At 28.0% G+C, this 20,552-nt stretch carries 17 protein-coding genes; 4 read left to right on the top strand and 13 right to left on the bottom strand.

What is annotated here, in order from left to right; genetic code table 11:
* Nucleotides 1–11: 11 nt before the first annotated feature.
* The 6 genes from pyrB to KGF48_RS10365 all read right to left on the bottom strand — a co-directional run bounded on the left by pyrB (nt 12) and on the right by KGF48_RS10365 (nt 7,785).
* A complete protein-coding gene (gene pyrB, locus KGF48_RS10390) occupies nt 12–932 on the bottom strand; it encodes an aspartate carbamoyltransferase (protein WP_227839785.1) in 921 nt (306 codons plus the stop codon).
* 291 nt (nt 933–1,223) lie between these two features.
* Complete coding sequence (locus KGF48_RS10385; protein ID WP_227827831.1) at nt 1,224–2,252, bottom strand: NlpC/P60 family protein; 1,029 nt, start codon at nt 2,250–2,252, stop codon at nt 1,224–1,226.
* 436 nt (nt 2,253–2,688) lie between these two features.
* On the bottom strand, nt 2,689–3,819 hold the full coding sequence (locus tag KGF48_RS10380; RefSeq protein ID WP_227839784.1) for a M56 family metallopeptidase: 1,131 nt from the start codon (nt 3,817–3,819) through the stop codon (nt 2,689–2,691).
* A 195-nt stretch (nt 3,820–4,014) separates the two neighbouring features.
* A complete protein-coding gene (locus KGF48_RS10375; protein ID WP_227868025.1) occupies nt 4,015–5,157 on the bottom strand; it encodes a M56 family metallopeptidase in 1,143 nt (380 codons plus the stop codon).
* Nucleotides 5,158–5,567: 410 nt separating this feature from the next.
* Complete coding sequence (gene gluD, locus KGF48_RS10370; RefSeq protein ID WP_227434603.1) at nt 5,568–6,833, bottom strand: Glu/Leu/Phe/Val family dehydrogenase; 1,266 nt, start codon at nt 6,831–6,833, stop codon at nt 5,568–5,570.
* A 127-nt stretch (nt 6,834–6,960) separates the two neighbouring features.
* The gene (locus KGF48_RS10365; protein ID WP_227839783.1) at nt 6,961–7,785 is read right to left on the bottom strand and encodes an ATP-binding protein; all 825 of its coding nucleotides are present in this window, start codon (nt 7,783–7,785) and stop codon (nt 6,961–6,963) included.
* Nucleotides 7,786–8,051: 266 nt separating this feature from the next.
* Here KGF48_RS10365 and KGF48_RS10360 point away from each other — a divergent pair, with 266 nt between their 5' ends.
* The gene (locus KGF48_RS10360; RefSeq protein ID WP_227868024.1) at nt 8,052–9,239 is read left to right on the top strand and encodes an SAM-dependent methyltransferase; all 1,188 of its coding nucleotides are present in this window, start codon (nt 8,052–8,054) and stop codon (nt 9,237–9,239) included.
* Nucleotides 9,240–9,365: 126 nt separating this feature from the next.
* On the opposite strand, the gene KGF48_RS10355 is transcribed toward KGF48_RS10360, so the two are convergent.
* The 4 genes from KGF48_RS10355 to KGF48_RS10340 all read right to left on the bottom strand — a co-directional run bounded on the left by KGF48_RS10355 (nt 9,366) and on the right by KGF48_RS10340 (nt 14,172).
* Entirely contained in the window at nt 9,366–10,592 is a 1,227-nt protein-coding gene (locus KGF48_RS10355; protein ID WP_227839782.1) for an FAD-dependent oxidoreductase, read from the bottom strand.
* On the bottom strand, nt 10,567–11,040 hold the full coding sequence (locus KGF48_RS10350) for a 4Fe-4S dicluster domain-containing protein (RefSeq protein ID WP_227839781.1): 474 nt from the start codon (nt 11,038–11,040) through the stop codon (nt 10,567–10,569). The genes KGF48_RS10355 and KGF48_RS10350 overlap by 26 nt, the downstream gene beginning before the upstream one ends.
* Nucleotides 11,033–12,934, bottom strand: a complete 1,902-nt coding sequence (gene cooS / locus KGF48_RS10345) for an anaerobic carbon-monoxide dehydrogenase catalytic subunit (protein WP_227839780.1) — start codon at nt 12,932–12,934, stop codon at nt 11,033–11,035. Before cooS ends, KGF48_RS10350 begins: the two co-directional genes overlap by 8 nt.
* A gap of 170 nt (nt 12,935–13,104) precedes the next feature.
* Nucleotides 13,105–14,172: a CapA family protein gene (locus KGF48_RS10340; RefSeq protein ID WP_227839779.1), complete on the bottom strand. Its 1,068-nt coding sequence runs from the start codon at nt 14,170–14,172 to the stop codon at nt 13,105–13,107.
* A gap of 283 nt (nt 14,173–14,455) precedes the next feature.
* On the opposite strand from KGF48_RS10340, the gene KGF48_RS10335 reads away from it, so the two are divergent.
* Entirely contained in the window at nt 14,456–14,626 is a 171-nt protein-coding gene (locus KGF48_RS10335) for a DUF362 domain-containing protein (RefSeq protein WP_009888017.1), read from the top strand.
* A 213-nt stretch (nt 14,627–14,839) separates the two neighbouring features.
* Here KGF48_RS10335 and KGF48_RS10330 read toward each other — a convergent pair whose 3' ends face one another.
* Both KGF48_RS10330 and KGF48_RS10325 read right to left on the bottom strand, forming a co-directional pair.
* Nucleotides 14,840–15,385, bottom strand: a complete 546-nt coding sequence (locus tag KGF48_RS10330) for an FmdE family protein (RefSeq protein WP_413894801.1) — start codon at nt 15,383–15,385, stop codon at nt 14,840–14,842.
* A gap of 146 nt (nt 15,386–15,531) precedes the next feature.
* Nucleotides 15,532–16,164, bottom strand: coding sequence for a redox-sensing transcriptional repressor Rex (locus KGF48_RS10325; protein WP_227434586.1), 633 nt, complete (start codon nt 16,162–16,164; stop codon nt 15,532–15,534).
* A 135-nt stretch (nt 16,165–16,299) separates the two neighbouring features.
* Here KGF48_RS10325 and KGF48_RS10320 point away from each other — a divergent pair, with 135 nt between their 5' ends.
* Nucleotides 16,300–18,213: an ABC-F family ATP-binding cassette domain-containing protein gene (locus KGF48_RS10320; protein WP_227839777.1), complete on the top strand. Its 1,914-nt coding sequence runs from the start codon at nt 16,300–16,302 to the stop codon at nt 18,211–18,213.
* A 15-nt stretch (nt 18,214–18,228) separates the two neighbouring features.
* Nucleotides 18,229–19,605, top strand: a complete 1,377-nt coding sequence (locus KGF48_RS10315) for an MATE family efflux transporter (RefSeq protein WP_227861925.1) — start codon at nt 18,229–18,231, stop codon at nt 19,603–19,605.
* 149 nt (nt 19,606–19,754) lie between these two features.
* Here the strand turns inward: KGF48_RS10315 and KGF48_RS10310 are convergent, their stop codons facing one another.
* On the bottom strand, nt 19,755–20,405 hold the full coding sequence (locus tag KGF48_RS10310; RefSeq protein ID WP_227827844.1) for a cyclic nucleotide-binding domain-containing protein: 651 nt from the start codon (nt 20,403–20,405) through the stop codon (nt 19,755–19,757).
* Between the last annotated feature and the right edge of the window lie 147 nt (nt 20,406–20,552).

Raw genomic sequence — 20,552 nt, 5'->3', positions numbered from 1 at the left:
TAATGTAACTACTAGCCTTCATTTATACCTAGAAGCTTTATTATTAATGCCATTCTAACGAACATTCCATATTTAGCTTGCTTAAAATAAACAGCTCTATCATCTGTATCTACATCAACATCTATTTCATTTACTCTTGGTAATGGATGCATTACTAACATACTTTCAGATGCTTTTTCTAATTTAGCTTTATTTAAAATATAATAGTTTTTCAATCTTTCGTATTCTGATTTATCTTCAAATCTTTCTTGTTGAATTCTAGTCATATATAAAACATCCAAACTTCCTATAACATCATCTAAATTATTAGTTTCATAGTAAGCATGTCCCTTTATAGCTTCTTTTATATAGTCTGGCATTTTTAGTTCTTCAGGTGCTATAAATACAAACTTAGTATTTTTGTATCTCGCCATAGCCTTAACTAAAGAATGTACAGTTCTTCCATATTTTAAATCACCACATAATCCTATTGTGTGATTTTCTAAAGTTCCTTTTAATGATTTTATAGTAAGTAAATCTGTAAGTGTTTGGGTTGGATGCTGATTTCCGCCATCTCCTGCATTTATAAATGGTACTTCTGTGAATTTTGATGCTTCTGTAGCTGCACCTGATTGAGGGTGTCTCATAGCTATTATATCAACATAACCAGATACTATTCTCATCGTATCACCTAAAGTTTCACCCTTTGATGCAGATGATGAGTTTGGCTCTGAAAAACCTACGACACGACCTCCTAGTCTGTTCATAGCAGATTCAAAACTTAATCTTGTTCTTGTTGATGGTTCATAAAATAATGTAGCTAATAGTTTACCTTCACATATATGAGAATATTTTGACGGATTGTCAATTATTTTTTGAGCTAATTCTAATATTTCATCTATTTCTTCTATTGAAAAGTCTTCTGGTTGGATTAAATTTCTTGATTTTAACATCTTTCGTCCTCCTTTTTTAGCCTCTCTGAACTAAAATTAAAAGTATTTTTGTACTGTTAGTAGCTTATCACCTTTACCTTATCCTGTCAAGGTATTGCGCAAATAATCATTATCTGGAAAGAATACTATTTAATAGTAATATTAATATAAATCCACATCAAAATTTAAGATAATGCAAAAAAACTCTATATTGCATTTAACATATAATCATTTTAGATTTCCTGATTAAATTAAATATAATATAGAGCATTTGTATTTATGTATTTATCAATTTATTATAGTACAAATCGATTATAAGATTCTTTTTGCTGTAACAAATCTTGCTGTATAGTATGCTGAATTTATACTAGTTACACGAACTGTTTTTCCTGTTGATGGTGAATGTATCATATTACCTCCACCTACATATATACCAACATGACTAACAGAACCAGAACCATTAGTTGTAAAGAATACTAAGTCTCCTGGCTGTAAATTTGCCTTACTTACAGTTTGTCCATAATTAGATTGTGCCTTAGATGTTCTTGGTATCTTCTTTCCTACTGCATTTCTGTATACATATTGTGTAAATCCTGAACAGTCAAAAGTATTTGGCCCTTCTGCTCCCCAAACATATGGGCAACCTTGCTTAGAATAAGCCAAATTAAGCACAGCTTGAACTGCATTAGAGTTAGCTGTTGGCACATTTGAATTATTATTTTGTTGATTATTATTTGTATTGTTTTGTTGATTGTTATTTGTGTTTGTAGAATCTCCATTTTGAGTAACATTTTGGTCTACTTGTGGCTCTTCTATTACTGGAGCTTTATCAGTTACATAAGAAGATTTTACATATCCTTCTGTTTCTCCATCTTTAACTTTTAACCAATCTCCATTTTCCTCTAAAACCAATAAAGAGCTTCCTTTTTCTAGCTCTCCAATTACTTCTGAATTTTCACTTTTATCTTTTCTTAAGTTTACTTTATCAGCGTTAGTATATCCTACCCCTTCAGATATATCTACATATCTAGTAGCCAACCAACCTTCGCCATCTTCAACTTTAACTTTAACCCATTCTCCTTGGATTCCTAGGACTGTAAATTCGTCTCCAGAATAAGCTATGTTTTGAACTTGACCTTCTTCTCTTATCTTTATAGCTACTCCATCTTTTATTCTTGCAACTTTATATTTTACTTCTTTATATTCGCCTAAATTTAATTCAGTATTTGTTTTATCATCTTTATTTTGAGATGAATCATTTATTTCATCTGCATTTACAATTGAACTTACTGATAATGCCATAACTGATGCAAATACTGGTATTAATATCTTTTTCTTCACGATAAACCTCCTAAAATTTTCCCATAATTATCTTATGATTCTATTTTGTAGGTGAAGTGTACCTAAGGATAAAATACTAATACACAATACATTAATAAAAGCTCTATCTGTAACTTTTTTGTAAACCTCTTTATATAACTTTTATAGTATCATTATATTAATAAATAATAATTAATTAGCTTATCCAATATGTCACCTAAATATACATTATTTACTTAATTATATAATATGAGTTTGTAAAAGTAAAGAATTTTGTACCTTTTGAAGCTAAAGTACGCATAAATATTGTTTTATGTGTTTTTTTGTGCGTTTTTATGTATCGTATATTTTTTAATAAAACTTCTATAAAGTTAGAAATATAGTGAATTTTTTAACTTATTATAGAAAGCCACTTTTAGAAAAGTGACTTTTAGATTATAGTTTTTTCTAAGTTTACTTATGGTTCTAATTTGTTATAGAATTTTATATAAACTTCTATTTCATCAGAATCTTTTGGAATCTTCCCCAAATACTCACAGTTTTCTTTATGCTCTTTTCTAACCTTTTCAGGAGCATCTGCATATGTAAATGATATAAAGCCTATTATTGCTCTATTAGTAGTTTCTGAGTAATCCAAATCTTTAGGTAATACATTTAAATTAGCAATACTAGTTGAATTTACTTTTAAAAAAGTAATAGAAGATAATAAACATAAAGTTAATGCCATTAAAATACCATTTTTATATTTTTCATTAAACATATTCATTACTCTTTTTTTAATATCAGATTGTTTATGTAATCCAGCCACAAATTTATTTGAAATATTTGAACCTCTTCTCATTGCATTTATAATTGTTAGAGCATAATCTTGTTTTTCTTCTTCACTACGGTTTTTTAAAACCCTCTCATCACAATAAAGTTCACAATCTAAATCTATATGTTTGTCCATTATATATACAAATGGATTAAACCAATATACTATTTTTAAAAATATCATTACATACTTTAAACAAAGGTCTTTACTCCTAAAATGCATAAGTTCATGCCTAAAAATCCAATTGAGCTCTTTTAAATTATAGTCATGTGGTGGCAAAAGTACACATGAATTAAAAAATGCTGGTGTTTCAACTTCATAAGAATACTTTAGTTTTACATCTTTTGTTATATTAAGTTCTTTTAATATATCTTTATAAAGATTTATTATTTCTTCATCCTCAACATCATAGGATAAATCATTTATTAAGTTTTTAAGTTTTATGTATTTAAATATAGTATAAATTAAATATATTACTACACTTATAAGCCAAGCATATAATAAGATGTTATTCTTTAAATTTGAAATATTATTGAATCCCTCTAAATTAATATTATTAATATTGATATTTTCTTTGCTTCTCAAGATATTTATTGTAAAGGTATAGTATGTAAAAGGTAGCAACAGCTTAATAACAACTATCATCCATATGTAATAGTTAAATTTTTTACTAAATCTTTTGAATACATTTTTCTTAAAAATCAATATCAGAAAAATACTTAAGCTACTTACTATAACAGTTCTAAAAATCCCATTTAGAATTGAATTAACCATATATTTTCACCTAACTTATTTATTAGTATTTTGTATTTCAATTTACTTATTTTTTAAGTTTTATATCCTTAATATAAATGTCTCCTTTTAAACTAAATCTAAACTACTTCTTTTCTTATTTAAATCATATTCTAGTAATTAATCTTAAATTTTTTAACTGTTTAATTTAAATATAAAGCTTCTATGATGTTAATTTTATTTTTTTAAATCCAAACAATATCTAAAATCTCTGGGAAAAACTTCTATTGAATCTGAATCTTTAGGTATAATTCCAACTGCTCTACAGTTTTCTTCATGCTCTCTTCTTAATTTTTCAGGTGCATTTGCATATGTAAAATCTATAGTTATAAACATTCCTTCCTCTCTTCCTTCAAATACACACTCAGATTTATTTAAAGGAGCAGTATCTTCAATAAGACTAGTTGAATCAAATTTAAAGAACGTAACAGAAAACAATAAACATATAATTAAAGCTATTAATATACCATTCTTATATTTTTCATTAAACATATTCGTTACTCTCTTTTTAATATCAGATTTCTTATGTAATCCAGCTACAAATTTGTTTGAAGAATTTGAGCTTCTTCTCATTGCATTTATAATTGTTAAAGCATAGTCTTTTTTATCTTCTGTACTAAACTTTTTTAAAACCCTCTCATCACAATAAAGTTCACAATCTAAATCCATATGTTTATCCATTATATATATAACTGGATTAAACCAATAAACTATTTTTAAAAACAACACTACATATTTCAAACAAAGGTCTTTACTCTTAAAATGCATAAGCTCATGTCTAAAAATCCATTCAAGTTCTTTTAGTTTATAATCATGTGGTGGTAAAAGCACACATGAATCAAAAAATGCTGGTGTTTCAACTTCATAAGAATATTTTAACTTTATATCTTTTGTGATATTAAATTCTTTTAATATACTTACATAAAGATTTATTATTTCTTCATCCTCAACATCATAAGATAAGTCATTTATTAAGTTTTTTAGTTTTATGTATTTAAAGATAGTATAAGTTAAATATATTATTACAGTAGAAATCCAAACATATATCAAAATACTATTACTTAAAGTTGAAACACTATTAAAATGTTCTAAGTTAATATTATCAATACTGGCTTTCGTTTTATTTCTTAAAATATTAACTGTAAAGGTATAATAGGTAAATGGAAGTAACAACTTAAGAACTACTATTAACCATATATAATAATTGAACTTCTTACTAAATCTTTTAAATATCTTTTTCTTAAAAATTAATATTAAAAATATACATAAACTACTCACTATAACTGTTCTAGAAATCCCATTTAGAATTAAGTTAGCCATCAACTCTCTCCTATCTTACTTGAAACATATTTAATTTAGAAATATATTTATTTTTATTTAATATTTTTTCAATTAAGTTTATAAAACTATTTTTATTTAATTATATCTTATTCATAATTAGTGCGTCAATTGACAAGAATTAGTTTAAGTTATAATAATATATAGACTCTATCTAAAACCTACTAATATTACATTATAAGTGTTTTGAAAGTAAATAATTTTAATTACATCAACTTTAGTTTTATTGCTTATAGTTGTATTTAATTTTTTTACATAGATTACATTAATATATCTTACAAAATAAAAAATGACCCAAATTATTTTGAGTCATACAACTTTTAAGGGCTGTACATAGTACAGCCCTTTTATATATTAAATAATTATATCCTATTATTTATTAAGAGTAAATTCTAGTACCATCCTCTTAATTTCATAGCTTCAGCAACTCTCTTAATTGAATGCATATAAGCAGCTTCTCTCATTGTAACATTGTATTCTTCTTTGATTTTCCAAATAGATTCAAATGCTTTAACCATAGCTACTTCTTCTTTTTGCTCTACTTCTTCTTCTGACCAGTAGTATCCATATAAGTTTTGTACCCACTCGAAGTAAGAAACTGTAACTCCACCAGCATTAGTTAATATGTCTGGAGTAAGAACTATTCCTCTTTCAGCAAATACTTCGTCAGCTTCTGGAGTAGTTGGTCCATTAGCAGCTTCACAAACTAATTTAGCTTTTATAGATTCAGCAACTTCTTTAGTTATAGAGTTTTCTAATGCAGCTGGTATTACTATATCAACATCTGAAGCCCAGAACTCTTCTAAAGATATTCTCTTAGCTCCTGGGAAGTTTAATAAGTTACCATGTTCTTTCATATGGTCTAACATAGCTTGACCATCTAAACCATTTTCATTGTATATAGCATAAGAACCTTCTGATTTGCACCATTCAGCCATAGCTACAACAGTACCACCAAGTTTTTCACAGTTAAGAACTGTGTAAGAACCAACGTTTCCTATACCTTGAACAGCTAATTTAGCTTTTTTCATATCTATTCCTAATTTAGCAGCAGCTTCTCTTGCAGTTACAGCAACACCAAATCCAGTAGCAGCTGTTCTTCCTAAAGAACCACCAAATTCAACTGGTTTACCAGTTAAAACACCTATAGCACTTTGTCCAGTTAATTTATTATATTCATCAACCATCCAAGACATTATTTGTCCATTAGTGTTTACGTCTGGTGCAGGAACGTCAACTTTTTCACCTATTAATTTATATATTCCATCTATGTATCCTCTACTTAATCTTTCTAATTCACCTTGAGATAAAGTTGATGGATCTACTATTATTCCACCTTTACCTCCACCATATGGTATACCTGTTACAGAACATTTGAAAGTCATCCATATAGATAAAGCTTTTACTTCGTCTCTTGAAACATTTGGATGGAATCTTATTCCACCTTTTGTTGGCCCTACTGCATCATTATGTTGTGATCTAAATCCTTTAAAAGTTTTTATAGAACCGTCATCCATTTTTACTGGAATTGAAACCTCAATAACCCTCATAGGTTCTTTTAGTAATTCATAAACTGCTGGTTCCATACCTAATTTATCACATGCATTTTTTACTTGAGATTGCGCCATCTCGAAGACATTTACATCTTTTCCTGACATTTGAAAGCCCCCTTATAAATACGTTATAATTATGTATACTCCATTTAGAAAAACCATTTCCTAAATTTACAGTTTAATTATAGCACACTTTATTGCAAATTAGTATATCATTTTCTCAGTTTATTTTTTAACATGGGAGGAAGTTTATTTTTTTAATTTTATGAATGTTAATATCTATTTTTTGTACATTAACTAAAGTCATTCTCTCAATAGACTTTTTTATTATATGTTGCATACTTTCAATTTTTTTTATAACTTCTAAATCATTGATATTTATACTTACAAAAATATTCATAAAATTGTTGCAATTCTCTATATTGGTTTTATTTATTCTATCAATGCTTCCAAAGTTGTACACTTCATATTCAATTATTTGTTTAATTACATCTGCATCAATATAAACTTTGCCAATGTAACTAAAAGTAGGTCTTATAATTGTCTTTTCTAAAACCACCATATTTATATTATTTCCTTTTCTAAAAAGTCTTTTTAATGGATTTATACTAAGACCACTTGTCATATTTTTTATTTCAACTGCTGGAACAGGAATTACATGATTTCCTTCTTTTCTAGATTGTTTTGCTATTTCTATTTCATATTTAGTACTTATATCTTGAATATTTATAAATTTATAAACTTTTCCGATTGATAATCTCTCTACAATCTGATTAATCATTTTTTTTGAAGTTCCTATAACAAGAATCCTATTTATATTTTCTTTCTCTATTACCTCTCTAACCTTTTGTCGATGTTCTAAATTATAAAAAATAGCTCTTTTAACTGCCTCAATAGTAGTCTTTGCTTGTTTTGCTGATATACCTGCTAAAACTTTATTTCTATATATTAAAATCCCATCATCAATTATATAATCTATGTCATTTTCATATGCAAACTCTAGTGCCTTATAACTTTTTCCTGTACCACTTGACCCAACTAAAGCATATACTTCCATTTGATATCTCCTTCATTAAATAGTTTCAAACTAATTGCTTCAAAACTTTATTATTAATTAAAATTATTATATCATTACTAATTGAATATTATATCCAATACTAAAATTTATAAAATAAAATACCACAAGATAAAATTCCTTTATAAAATAAAAAGTTCATTCAAGTAAAAATTAACCAAAAAAAATTTTACTTTTTTAAAAAAAGGAATATAATATACTTTAAGCAAGTAAAACTTACTGGATTTACATTAAAAGGAGCTGGTAATATGAACATTACAAAAAATTTTTTAAAAGACTATTTAGAAAGATTTAATGAAACACCATTTCTAGTTAGGCTTAAAGACGGGGAAGAATTTCTAGTTGGAGATAGCTCTCCTCAATTTAAAGTTATTGTAAATAATGATATTAGCAAATCTGAATTATTAAAAAGTACATCTTTAGCACTTGGAGAAGCCTACATAAATAGAGACATTGAGGTTGAAGGAGATTTATTTTTAACCTTAAATCTACTCCTAAAACAGATAGACAAATTTAATATTGATAACTCAGCTGTAAAACATTTGTTACATTCATCTAATTCGATGAGACATCAAAAGAAAGAAATACACGCTCATTATGACATTGGAAATGATTTTTATAGTTTATGGCTAGACAAAACACTTAGTTATTCTTGTGCATATTTTAAAGATGATAATGATAATCTTTATGATGCTCAGGTTAATAAAGTTCATCACATATTAACTAAACTAAATTTAGAAGAAGGTATGAGTCTTCTTGATATTGGTTGTGGATGGGGATTTCTATTAATAGAAGCAGCAAAAAAATATAAAATTCATGGTGTGGGAATTACACTTAGCGAAGAACAATTTAAAGAGTTTAATATTAGAATTAAAGAAGAGAATCTTCAAGATTACCTTGAAGTAAAACTTATGGACTATAGAGAACTTAAAGAATCAAATCTTACATTTGATAGAGTTGTTAGCGTTGGTATGCTTGAACATGTTGGCAGAGAAAATTATGAGCTTTTTATTAAAAATGTAAATGCTGTCTTAAAAGATAGTGGATTATTTTTGCTTCACTATATAAGTGGCTTAAAAGAATCTTATGGAGACCCTTGGATAAAAAAATATATTTTCCCTGGTGGAGTTATTCCTAGTTTAAGAGAAATGATACATATCTGTAGCGATTATAACTATCATACTATAGATGTTGAAAGTTTAAGATTACATTATGTAAAAACTTTATTATCTTGGCATAAAAACTTCTATGATAGTCTTCCTAAGATTAAAGAAATGTTTGATAATAAATTTATAAGAATGTGGGATTTATATCTTTGTTCTTGTGCTGCTGCTTTCAATACTGGTATTATAGATATACATCAGATACTTTTCACTAAAGGTATCAAAAATGATTTACCTCTAACTAGAGATTATATGTACTCTTGTTCAAAATAGGTACTTTTATAAATTAATCAAAATTTAAACTTAATTATAAAAATAGAGCTATATTTAAGTAAAGCTTTTTATAAACTAAAATCTTTTATCTTAAAATAGCTCTATTTATAAGTTTTAATTCAGCTATTATACACTGTAACAAAACTCTCCATTTTCTTTTATGTTAAAGAAGTCTGCATAACATACATCAAATATCCTATTTTCTAAATCAGATATTTCAACCTTATTTTTTATCAAATGAGTTAATACACCTACATATGAAATATCTCCTTGTATAACTGCTCCATAGATTATATTATCTTTAAAAATAAACTTTTTATAACAATCATTTCCATGTCTAGTTAATACTTTATAACTATCATCTACAGGTGTATTCATGCCTATAGAAATGGTTGGTATATCCATAAAATTCATACTATTTTTAAAAGCAAATTCATCTTCTATCTTTTTATCTTTTCCAACCATATTGTGTGCAGCTATAATTCCTTGTTTTACAGCTATAGGCCAGATGGCATTTTTACCTACAACATCCCCTGCTGCATAGATATCTTCTTGTGTTGTTTGGCATCTATCATCTATTATTATGCCTCTGTCATATTCTATTCCTGTTTCATCCAAAAAGTCAGCATTAGGTTTCACTCCTGTAGCTACGATTACCATGTCTGCATCAAGAACTTCTCCGTTTGAAAATGCAACACCTTTAACATCTTTGCTATCATCTAAAACAATTTCTTGTATTGATGCACTTGGATAAAATTTTACGCCTTTTTCTTTAAATTTATTTTCATATACTGATGCTGTATATTCATCTAATTGTCTATCTAAAATATATTTTTCCATAAAAGCCACTGAAATATCTAGCTGTTCATATTTAAATAAACCAATTAAAGCATCTATCCCAACTAGTCCTGCACCTATTATAACAACTTTCTTCGATTTTTCTGCCTTCTCTTTTATTTTATAAATATCATCTATGTTTCTTACAGAGTATACAAAATTTCCTTCTCTTAAATTCTTTATAGGAGGAATAGCAGAAGATGCACCTGTAGCTATTAAAAGCTTATCATAATTTACAGTGACATCTTCCATTTGAACTAGTTTTTTATCTGTGTCTATTCCTTTAACAGTTTTACCTGAAATCCAATTTATATTGTTTTTCTCCATAAAGTCTTCATCAACAAAGTTTATTTGTTTTAAAGTTCTGTGTTCAGATATAACATGATGTAGCATACATCTTGAGTATATATTTTCATCTTTAGAAATTATCACTATACTAGAATCTTTATCTAATTCTCTCAATGTTTTTGCTGCATTTATACCAGCAGCACTAGCCCCTAACACTACATAATTCATCATTTTCCTCCTTCTGTAATTCAATTGCCCCACTTGGACAATTAGCTACACATCTAGGATATTCCTCATCTTTACATAAATCACATTTAAGTATATTTTGCTTGCTTTTATCATCTGGTTTTAATAATCCATATGGACAAGACATCACACACATATAACATGAACCACATTTTTCTTCATTATATGAAACAATTCCACTTTGACTATCTTTATGCATTGCACCACTCATACATGCTAAGGCACATTCCGGTTCATCACAGTGTCTACAAAGAATTGGAACTGGATTATTATGTTTGCTATCTAGTTCTATATGCCCTCTACTATCATTATCTATATTTTCTAAATCAAGAGTATACATGTCATAATCTTTATTATGCTTTAACATACAAGCTAATACACAACTTTTACAGCCTGTACATAAATCTTTATTTATAAAAATTCTATGCATTACATTCCACATCCTTTAACCCTAAATTTTTTCTTCTGTCTATTATTATTTGTTCTAATTGATCAGCTGAAGATTTAGGATCTGGATTCACTATAACATGTCCTCCTGTTAAGTCTTTTAATTTTTCTGTTAATACCTCTGTTACTAATTTTCCTCCTGTTATAAATGGAGGTAATGCTAAATGAAGAGGTAAACCAAGAGCAAGTCCAAAAGCTCCATCAGCTAATGCTTGTTCTTCTAACCATTGTGGAGCTGAAAGCACTAATGGTAATTGTGGTAAATCTATTCCAAGCTCAGCTGCTAACTCTGTTGCTACTATTTCAAGTCTTCCTATAGCTAAACATGGCCCAAAGTTTAATACTGGTGGTATTCCTAAAGTCTTACATACTTCTTTTAAGTTTTCTCCTGCTAATTCTTCTGCTCCAGGTGACATAAGACCAACATTTTCTAATCCTCCAGTAGAACATCCTGCTGAAAGTACTATAATATCTTTTTTAATTAACTCCTTAGTCAATTCAACAGTATTTACATCATGACCTCCTGCTGTCATATTTGAACATCCTACAACAGCTGCAACCCCTTTAATTTTTCCTTCTGCAATTAAATTAATAAGAGGTTTCCATGAATCTCCTAAAAATGCTTTTAGATTCTTTTCACTTACACCAGTTAAAGACTGCTCAAATCCATGGTCTTTTGGTATATCTATTTCAACACTTCCTCTTCTATCTTTATAAGATTCTAGTGCTTTTTGTATTAATGAATTACTAAGTTCATCTAAATTACTTCTATCTAATTCTATATATTCTGCATTTGCTTTTTTAGCAACATCATCTAAGCAAACCATTTTTACTTTATATTTATCTGCTATTGGCTCAAGTCCAGGTATAGTACAGTTAAATTCAGAAAGAACTATATCTATTGCTCCAGTTGATAAAACAGCTTCACTTGTAAAGTTGTTACCAGCATGACCAGCAAATACTTCTTGGTAATGTTCTCCTCTTAATTGTAAATCTTGACCAACACATGTACATCCTACTAATTTAAATCCTTTTGCCCCAACAGATTGAGCTAATTTTATAACATCTTCATCTTTTAATCTGTCTTGGAAATTTGCAAATGTTGAATGTTGATGACCTGTTATCATTATATTTATGTAGTCTGGGTCTATTACATTAAATCCTACAGGAGCCATTCTTATAACTGGTTCTCCTAACATAACATCATTTAAAAGATTAGTTAGAGTAAGACCATATAACCCTGTTGATATTCCTAAATTTAAACAGTTGACTAACATGTCTACTGGGTCACTGTTTAAATTTGTTGATGATTTTACTATTGCATCAAACACTTCTGATTTTGCACCACCAGGCATTATACCTAACTCTTTCCATTTTTTTACTCTAGGTGCATAAGCTATTTTTTCTACTAATTCCATCTTGTCATCTCTTGATTTATATAAATCATTTATAACTTTATCAGCTACTTTTATACATTTATCGTATTTTTCATCACTTTCTATTCCAAACATCTCTGCTAATTGATTTAATGTTTTTTCTCCCTTAATAACACCTTTAGTTATTCCAACATTTTTTAAATTCTTAGCTGTATTTTCTACCACATGTAAATAACAAGCTGCCCCTGATGCTACTGCTCTTAAAAAGTTTCTTGCTACTATAGTATCTGCATCTGCTCCACATATACCTCTTGGTGACTTTGGAGTTACTCTACATGGTCCATTTGAACAGAGTCTACAACAGACTCCTTGAAGTCCAAAACCACATTTAACCTTTTGATCTTCAGTTCTATGAAATGCTGTTTCAACATCCTTTGAAGCTACAAAACTTTCTAATTTCTTGTCTGCGCTTTCGCACATTTTACAAGTGTTACAAGCCATTACAAATTCCCCCTTATATTTTTATATTAAAAAAGTAGATTTAATAGCATTATAGTGATTGACTACAATTTAACTATTAAAATCTACTTATTTGATACCACGTTTTCCCAAGCTTCAAACAAAATATAAATTATTAAAATAAATATATATATTTATTTTTTTTTACACTTTTAACTGTTCAAATCTTTACTTATTTTTTCTAGCTTATTTAAAACCCTATCCTTCTCACTTCCATCTAATACTTTTGGTTGATAATTATTTCTAGAGCTACTAGATGTTATTGCTGTTGGTATTATATTTGGCTCTTTAATTGAAGATAGTTTATTATCTGAGAAGGTAAAAGTTTGTTGATATATATAACTGTCTGTATCAGAAGGATTCTTGTTTCCTCCAAAACAAAAATTTCCTAAACTATAGGCTATATACTTATCTTTATACTTTTCTATACCTTGAACTACATGAGGATGAGAACCTATAACTAAGTCTGCACCCTTATCTATCACATAATGAGCGAAATCTTTTTGTTTTTTATCTGGAGAATATTCCAGCTCTATTCCCCAGTGAAAATAAACCATAACAACATCTGACTTCTCTTTTAGGGCTTTAATCTCATCTTCCATTTGTTTTAAGTTTTTTTCATTGTATTCAGTTGACAATCCATTATATCCCAATAAACCTACTTTAATTCCATTAACATCTATTACTGCATCTTTACCTAAACCAAAGTAATTTATCTTATTTTCATCCAATATAAACTTAGTGTTCTTCATACCTTCCTCAAAATAATCCTCTGAATGGTTATTTGCAACACTTACTGCCTCTACACTTCCAGACTTCAAAATGTTTATATATTCTGGTTTGCCTTTAAATGCAAACTTCTTCTCCTTCGCCTTTGATGCATTGGTAAGAGGACCTTCTAAGTTAACTACTGTCAAATCATCTTTTTCAAATATAGGTTTTACATTTTTAAGAAAATAATCATAGTCCTTTCCTTGTCTTTCAAATTCATGGTCGAAACTACCATAGTATGATGAACCTTTATAGTTTCCCATAGTTACATCACCAGCAAAACTTATAGTTATATCTTTTATTACAGGCTCTTTTTTTTGCTCTTCAACCTGACTTTGATTATTATTAGAATCTTTTTTAATATTATTTTCTTTATTCGAATTATTAGAACACCCCACTACAAGCAACAATAAACTCATAATACATATGTAAACTAACTTATTTTTCATATTAAATCTCCTTTAAATCAACAAATTCTTAATAAAATGTACTCTTTAAGAGTATAACATTTTTAAATGTACTCCATACACAACTTTTAAACTTTAATTTTATTTTTAAGGTAAACTTCTCTAAGATAAATAAAAATATAAGCAGATTAAAATTTATTGTAAAACTTTAAAATAAGAATATCACAATAAAGTTTTTATTGTAGAATTAATTTAATTGTTATATTCAATAATATTTGTTATAATGTTATTGAATTACAATACATATAAAAGGGAGGATTTCAAAATGGCATATAAAATTACTGACGCTTGTATAAGCTGTGGTGCTTGTGAGGCTGAATGCCCTGTTAGCTGTATATCAGCTGGAGACGACGCATATGTTATAGATGCTGGTTCTTGTATAGACTGTGGTTCTTGTGCAGGAGCTTGTCCTGTAGATGCACCTCAACCAGAATAATAATTGGTTATTCATAAAGAGACTGGCTTAATTTGATTTTATCAATATTAATCAGTCTCTTTTTATTATGCATAAATTAAATAACATTTATTTTTAAATATCATCACTTTACTCAATTAAAATAAAGCATTTATTTCTATTATATAAATTTAATAGTATTGTATATAATCCTTTGCTGTGACTCTTTCATTGCTATGTATAAACTTAATATTTTTAATTTGATGTTTCTTTTCCTTCTTCATAAAATCTTTCGTATTTGCTAAAACAATCAAGGCATACCTTCTTACTATCTTGAATTCTTATATATTGCTCAGGTGCAAACTCTCCACACACTTCACATTTAAGAGACTTAAATATTCTTGCCTTTTCTGGAAGTCTTAATTTTGTGTCTGTAATTTCAAATATATCTTCAAATTCACTTTCTAATAAGTATTTTTTATACCCTTCTCTATCCATATCAAATGGTTTTGATTTCACATATATTCTTATAGACTTTCCATTTTCCCTATTAAAAAAATGGTATACTGATTTACCTGTCATTCTAAGTAGCAAATTCCCTTTACCCATCGTACAACTTAATACCACTTGTATACCATCTATTCCACATGCATCATTTTCAGAAATACATACAATCTCTTCATCCCCTGACTGATTACATTCCAAATATTTTCTCGCTGCAAGTGCCGCTTTAAATCCTATAGCTAGACCTGGACATTCATGACCATGAAATTCAATAGCTTTTTGCCATAACTCTTCCACTAACATCACTCCCTTTATATTAAGTTTACTTCTATATTATATTAATTTTAGCTTTTATATTTTAAAAAGCCAGATGATTTAATATTAAATCTTCTGACTTTCTCAATACTCTTCATAGTTACTTATTATTAATATGTTTAAGTTGTCTACTTTCCTTCTTTCATCAAATATGATAAAGTAAATAAGCTTTCTGTTAGGTTTACATTTTCAACTATAACACCTTTCGGAACTTCTAAATCTAATGGTGCAAAATTCCATACACCTTTTATTCCAGCTTTTACAACTCTATTAATAACTTCTTGTGCTCCATTTTTAGGTATACATAATACAGCAATATCTATATCATTGTTTTTTATAAACTCTTCTAAAGTGTCTGAATCTAACACTTCAAATTCTCTTATCTTTAAACCTATCATTCTAGGATTTGCATCAAACAAAGCTTTTATCTCGAATCCAGCTTTTCTAAATCCTGCATAATTGGCTATAGCTTGTCCCAAGTTACCCGCTCCTACAAGAACTGCATTATATGGTCGGTCTAATCCAAGTATTTTACCTATCTCAGTATGAAGAGCCTCTACATTATAACCATACCCTTGTTGTCCAAATCCACCAAAGTTATTTAAATCTTGTCTTATTTGAGAAGCAGTAAAACCTATTATATCACTCAATTCTTTAGAAGATATTCTTTGTATATCCCTATCTAATAAGTCTCCAAGATATCTATGATATTTTGGGAGCCTTCTTATAACTGCCATTGATATATTTTTATTTCCCAACATTTTCACCTCCTAAAAGTGTCCTCTTTTTTGTTTGATTCACAATAAAATATTTCTTTTTCAAAACTAATACATATAACCTTGATTATATTATATCAAAACATTATAATTTTAGATAGTTCAAGGAGGTAGAAATTTATGATTGTTTTGTCATGCAACAACTTAAATAAAAGTTTTGGTATAGATTCTATATTGGAAAATATTAGTTTTACAGTAAATGAAGGGGATAAAATTGGTATAATTGGCATTAATGGTACTGGAAAAACTACTTTATTTAAAATAATATCGGGAATTTATGGCTATGATAGTGGAGATATTTACACTTCTAAAGATTGTGAAATCGGATATTTAGAACAAAATACCAATTTTTATTCGGATAATACCATTTTAGAAGAAGTGTTGGAAGTTTTTAAAGATTTGATAGATATGGAATCCTATTTAAGAGAATTGGAAGTTAAAATATCTGAGGAAAGCACAAAAACAAACTCTCCAATTTTAGAAAAAATCATGGATGAATATTCACATAAGTTAGAATTATTTTCAGATTTAAATGGATATGGATATAAGTCTGAAGCTAAAGGAGTTTTAAAAGGATTAGGATTTAGTGACAATGATATGGATAAACCAATAAGTATACTTTCTGGTGGTGAAAAAACTAGGGTTCTTTTAGGAAAATTACTTCTTAAAAAACCAACTTTATTATTACTTGACGAGCCTACTAACCACTTAGATTCTGAAGCAATAGAATGGCTAGAAGTATTTTTAAAACAATACAAAGGTACTGTTATGCTAATATCTCATGATAGATATTTCTTAGACCAAGCTGTAAATAGAATTTTTGAAATTCACAATAAAAGACTTAAAGTATATAATGGTAACTATTCTAAATTTGTTGAGCTGTCTAAAATAGAAAAAGAACTAGAACTAAAAAAATTCGAAGACCAGCAAAAAGAAATAAAAAAACAAGAAGAATCTATTGAAAGACTAAAAGCGTATGGTCGGGAAAAGCACCTAAAACGTGCGAGAAGCAAAGAAAAAGCATTGGACAAAGTAGATGTTTTAGATAAGCCAGAAGCTTATAGAAAAAAAGCTCGTATACAGTTTACTCCCTCTGTTCAAAGTGGGAATGATGTCCTTCAAATTAGAGATGTATCTATGGGATATGGAAAAAGAATACTTTTTAAAGATTTAAACTTAGACATATATAGAGGAGAAAAAGTTGCTCTTATAGGTGCAAATGGTATTGGTAAGTCTACATTATTTAAAATAATAACTAACGAACTACAACCTCTTAATGGTAATATTAAGTTTGGAACTAATGTCCATGTTTCTTACTTCCATCAGGAACAAAAAACTCTTAATTTGGATAACGCCATAATTGATGAAATTTGGGAAAATAATCATCATCTTACTCAAACCACTTTAAGAAATATGTTAGGAGCATTTTTATTTGTTGATGAAGAAGTTTTCAAGAAAATTTCTACATTAAGTGGTGGAGAAAGAGCCAGAGTGGCTATACTTAAACTTATACTATCCAATGCAAATTTCTTATTGTTAGATGAGCCTACTAACCACCTAGATATTGATTCTAAAGAGGTCCTTGAGGAAGCATTAACTAATTATGATGGTACTATATTTACAATATCACACGATAGATATTTTCTAAATACTGTTGTAGATAAGATTCTTGTTTTAGATGAAGACGGAGTTACTGAATATTTAGGTAACTATGATTATTATATTGATAAGAAAAGACAAGTTCAGGAAATGAGTATTGTTGAAGAGAAAGAAGAAAAAACAAGGACTCAAATAAAGGATGAAAAAAGAAAAGAAAGAGAACAAAGAGAATTAGAAAAGAAAAATAGAATAAAAAGGCAAAGTATAGAAAAAGAAATTGAAAAGCTAGAACTTAAAATTGAAGAATTAGATGTGCTATTGTGTCAAGAAGAAGTATACTCTAATCCTGAGAAAGCTAAAGAAGTCAGTCAAGAAAAAATCAGTTTAGAAAATGACCTTTCCTCTCTATATGATGAGTGGGAAGAGTTTATGTAAAAAGGAGAGGATTATTTGCAAGCATTGTTTTCTTTAAAGGATGAAAATAAAAGGTTTTACAAGATACTTCTATCTTTATGTATACCTATTATCATACAAAACTTAATTTCTACATCTGTAAATGTAATAGATACAGTTATGATAAGTAGTTTAGGTGAAGTATCTGTAGCTTCAGTTGGAGTTGCAAACCAATTTTTCTTCCTTTTTAATATGTCTCTATCTGGTATTACAGGTGGAGCTGGAGTTTTTATTTCACAGTTTTATGGAAAGAAAGATATTAGTAATATAAGAAAGGTTACAGGTCTTACCTGTATATTAGCACTAGCTTTAAGTTTTGTATTTGTTATCCCTGCTCTACTAACGCCAAAACCAATAATACACATATTTTCTTATGATTCAGAGGTTGTAAGACTTTGTATAGAGTATTTTAGCATTGCAGTATTTAGTTATCCATTGATAGCTATAAGTACAGTGTTTAGTACTGGTTCTAGAGGTGTTAGGAATCCTAAGTTAGGTATGATTTGCAGTGCATTTGCTCTTGTAACAAATGTTATTTTAAATTATGGATTTATATTTGGTAATTTAGGGCTTCCTGCATTAGGCGTAAAAGGAGCTGCTTTAGCAACTGTAATTGCAAGAATATGCGAATTAATTTTAATGCTTACTTATGTCTATTTTTATAAAAAAGACTATATATTAAAATTTAGTTTGAAAAATCTAAAGGCTATTGATAAGATTTTTATCAAATCTTTTTCATCAAAGAGTTTCCCTATATTTGTAAATGACTCTGCATGGGCAGTTGGAACTGTTCTGTATTCTGTTGCCTATTCAAGGGCAGGTACATCTGCTATAGCGGCAAGTCAAATAGCAACTAGTACAGGTAACTTCTTTATAATGACTGCTGTATGTATTGCATCTGGTGCATCTATTATGCTTGGTAATGAACTTGGTGCTGACCATATCAAAAGAGCCATTGAATATGCTAAGAAATTTTCTATACTAGTGTTTTTAGCTGGTTTAATACTTGGAATTATTTTAATTTTAAATATCCCATTATTATTAAAGATGTTCAGTGTTTCTGATAGCTTGTCTTCTGATATAACTAAAATATTTTTTATAATGGGTATACTAATGGCTCTAAAATCATTTAATACATTAATTATAATTGGTATTTTGAGAAGTGGTGGAGATACTAAATATGCTCTATTTTTAGAATTAGGATGTATGTGGTTAGCTTCACTTCCTTTAACTTTTATAGCAGCATTTAAAGGGGCACCTATATTTATCCTTGTTCTACTCACTTACAGTGAAGAAGTTGTAAAATTTATATTTGGTGTACCTAGAGCATTATCTAAAAAATGGGCTATTAACATAGTTAAAGAAATTGATTAATAACAATAGTATATTTTAGTAGTATATAATACTTTAAAATAGTCTCACTGAAAACAGCTAAATTATTTCTAGTTTTCAGTGAAGCTATTTTTTATTTTTTATAGAAATTATTATATTATATTTAAGTGAAATAACAATAATATTTATAACTATTTATCTTCTAAAAATTCCTTTACTTCAAAGGCTAATCTATATAATTTATCATAATTCAAAACTTCATATGTACTATCTATTTTTTTAATTATACCCTTTTCAATTAAATTCAATAGGGAGTGGTATCTACTCTTTCTACTGATTGAATAAATTTCACTAAAATTACGAATATACTTTGCTTTACATGTACTATTCTCTTGTTTTTTTAATATACAATATGCAATGACTTCTGTACAAGAAAATAATTCTCTTACCATTCTAGTCTTGTACAACTCATATATTCTTCTTGTACATTTACTGTGAAATAATTCAATAAAATCTCTTTTAAGGTATAGGTCATCAAAGACATCTTTTTTAAATCGGAATAATTTTATATTAGTTTTCGCAAAGATATCACATTTCAAATTATGTTCATATATATAACTAATTTTACCTATAAATTCATTTTCTGGTACAATATCAACAAGAAATTTGTTTCCTCCTCTAGTAGAGCATTCTACTAATGCAACTCCCTCTATTATAAAAAAGACTTCTTGTAAATCTTCATCTGACGCTACAAATCTTTGCCCTTTTTTATATTCGACAATGGATACTTGATTTAAGTTATTTTTAATAATTGGGTATATGCTCGTTTCTTCTGCTTTCATTAAATTCTCCTTTTATGATATATTGTATAAAATATTCTATTTATATATTTTAATTTAGATTAATTTTTAACAAAAGATAATATAACAATTAAATTAATCTTGACAAATCTATTCTACTCAAGCAGAATAAACTTATACATATATATT

It is taken from the genome of Clostridioides sp. ZZV15-6388, from assembly GCF_020657755.1.
Taxonomy (GTDB): domain Bacteria; phylum Bacillota; class Clostridia; order Peptostreptococcales; family Peptostreptococcaceae; genus Clostridioides.
This window is presented reverse-complemented; position numbering and strand designations above follow the sequence as displayed.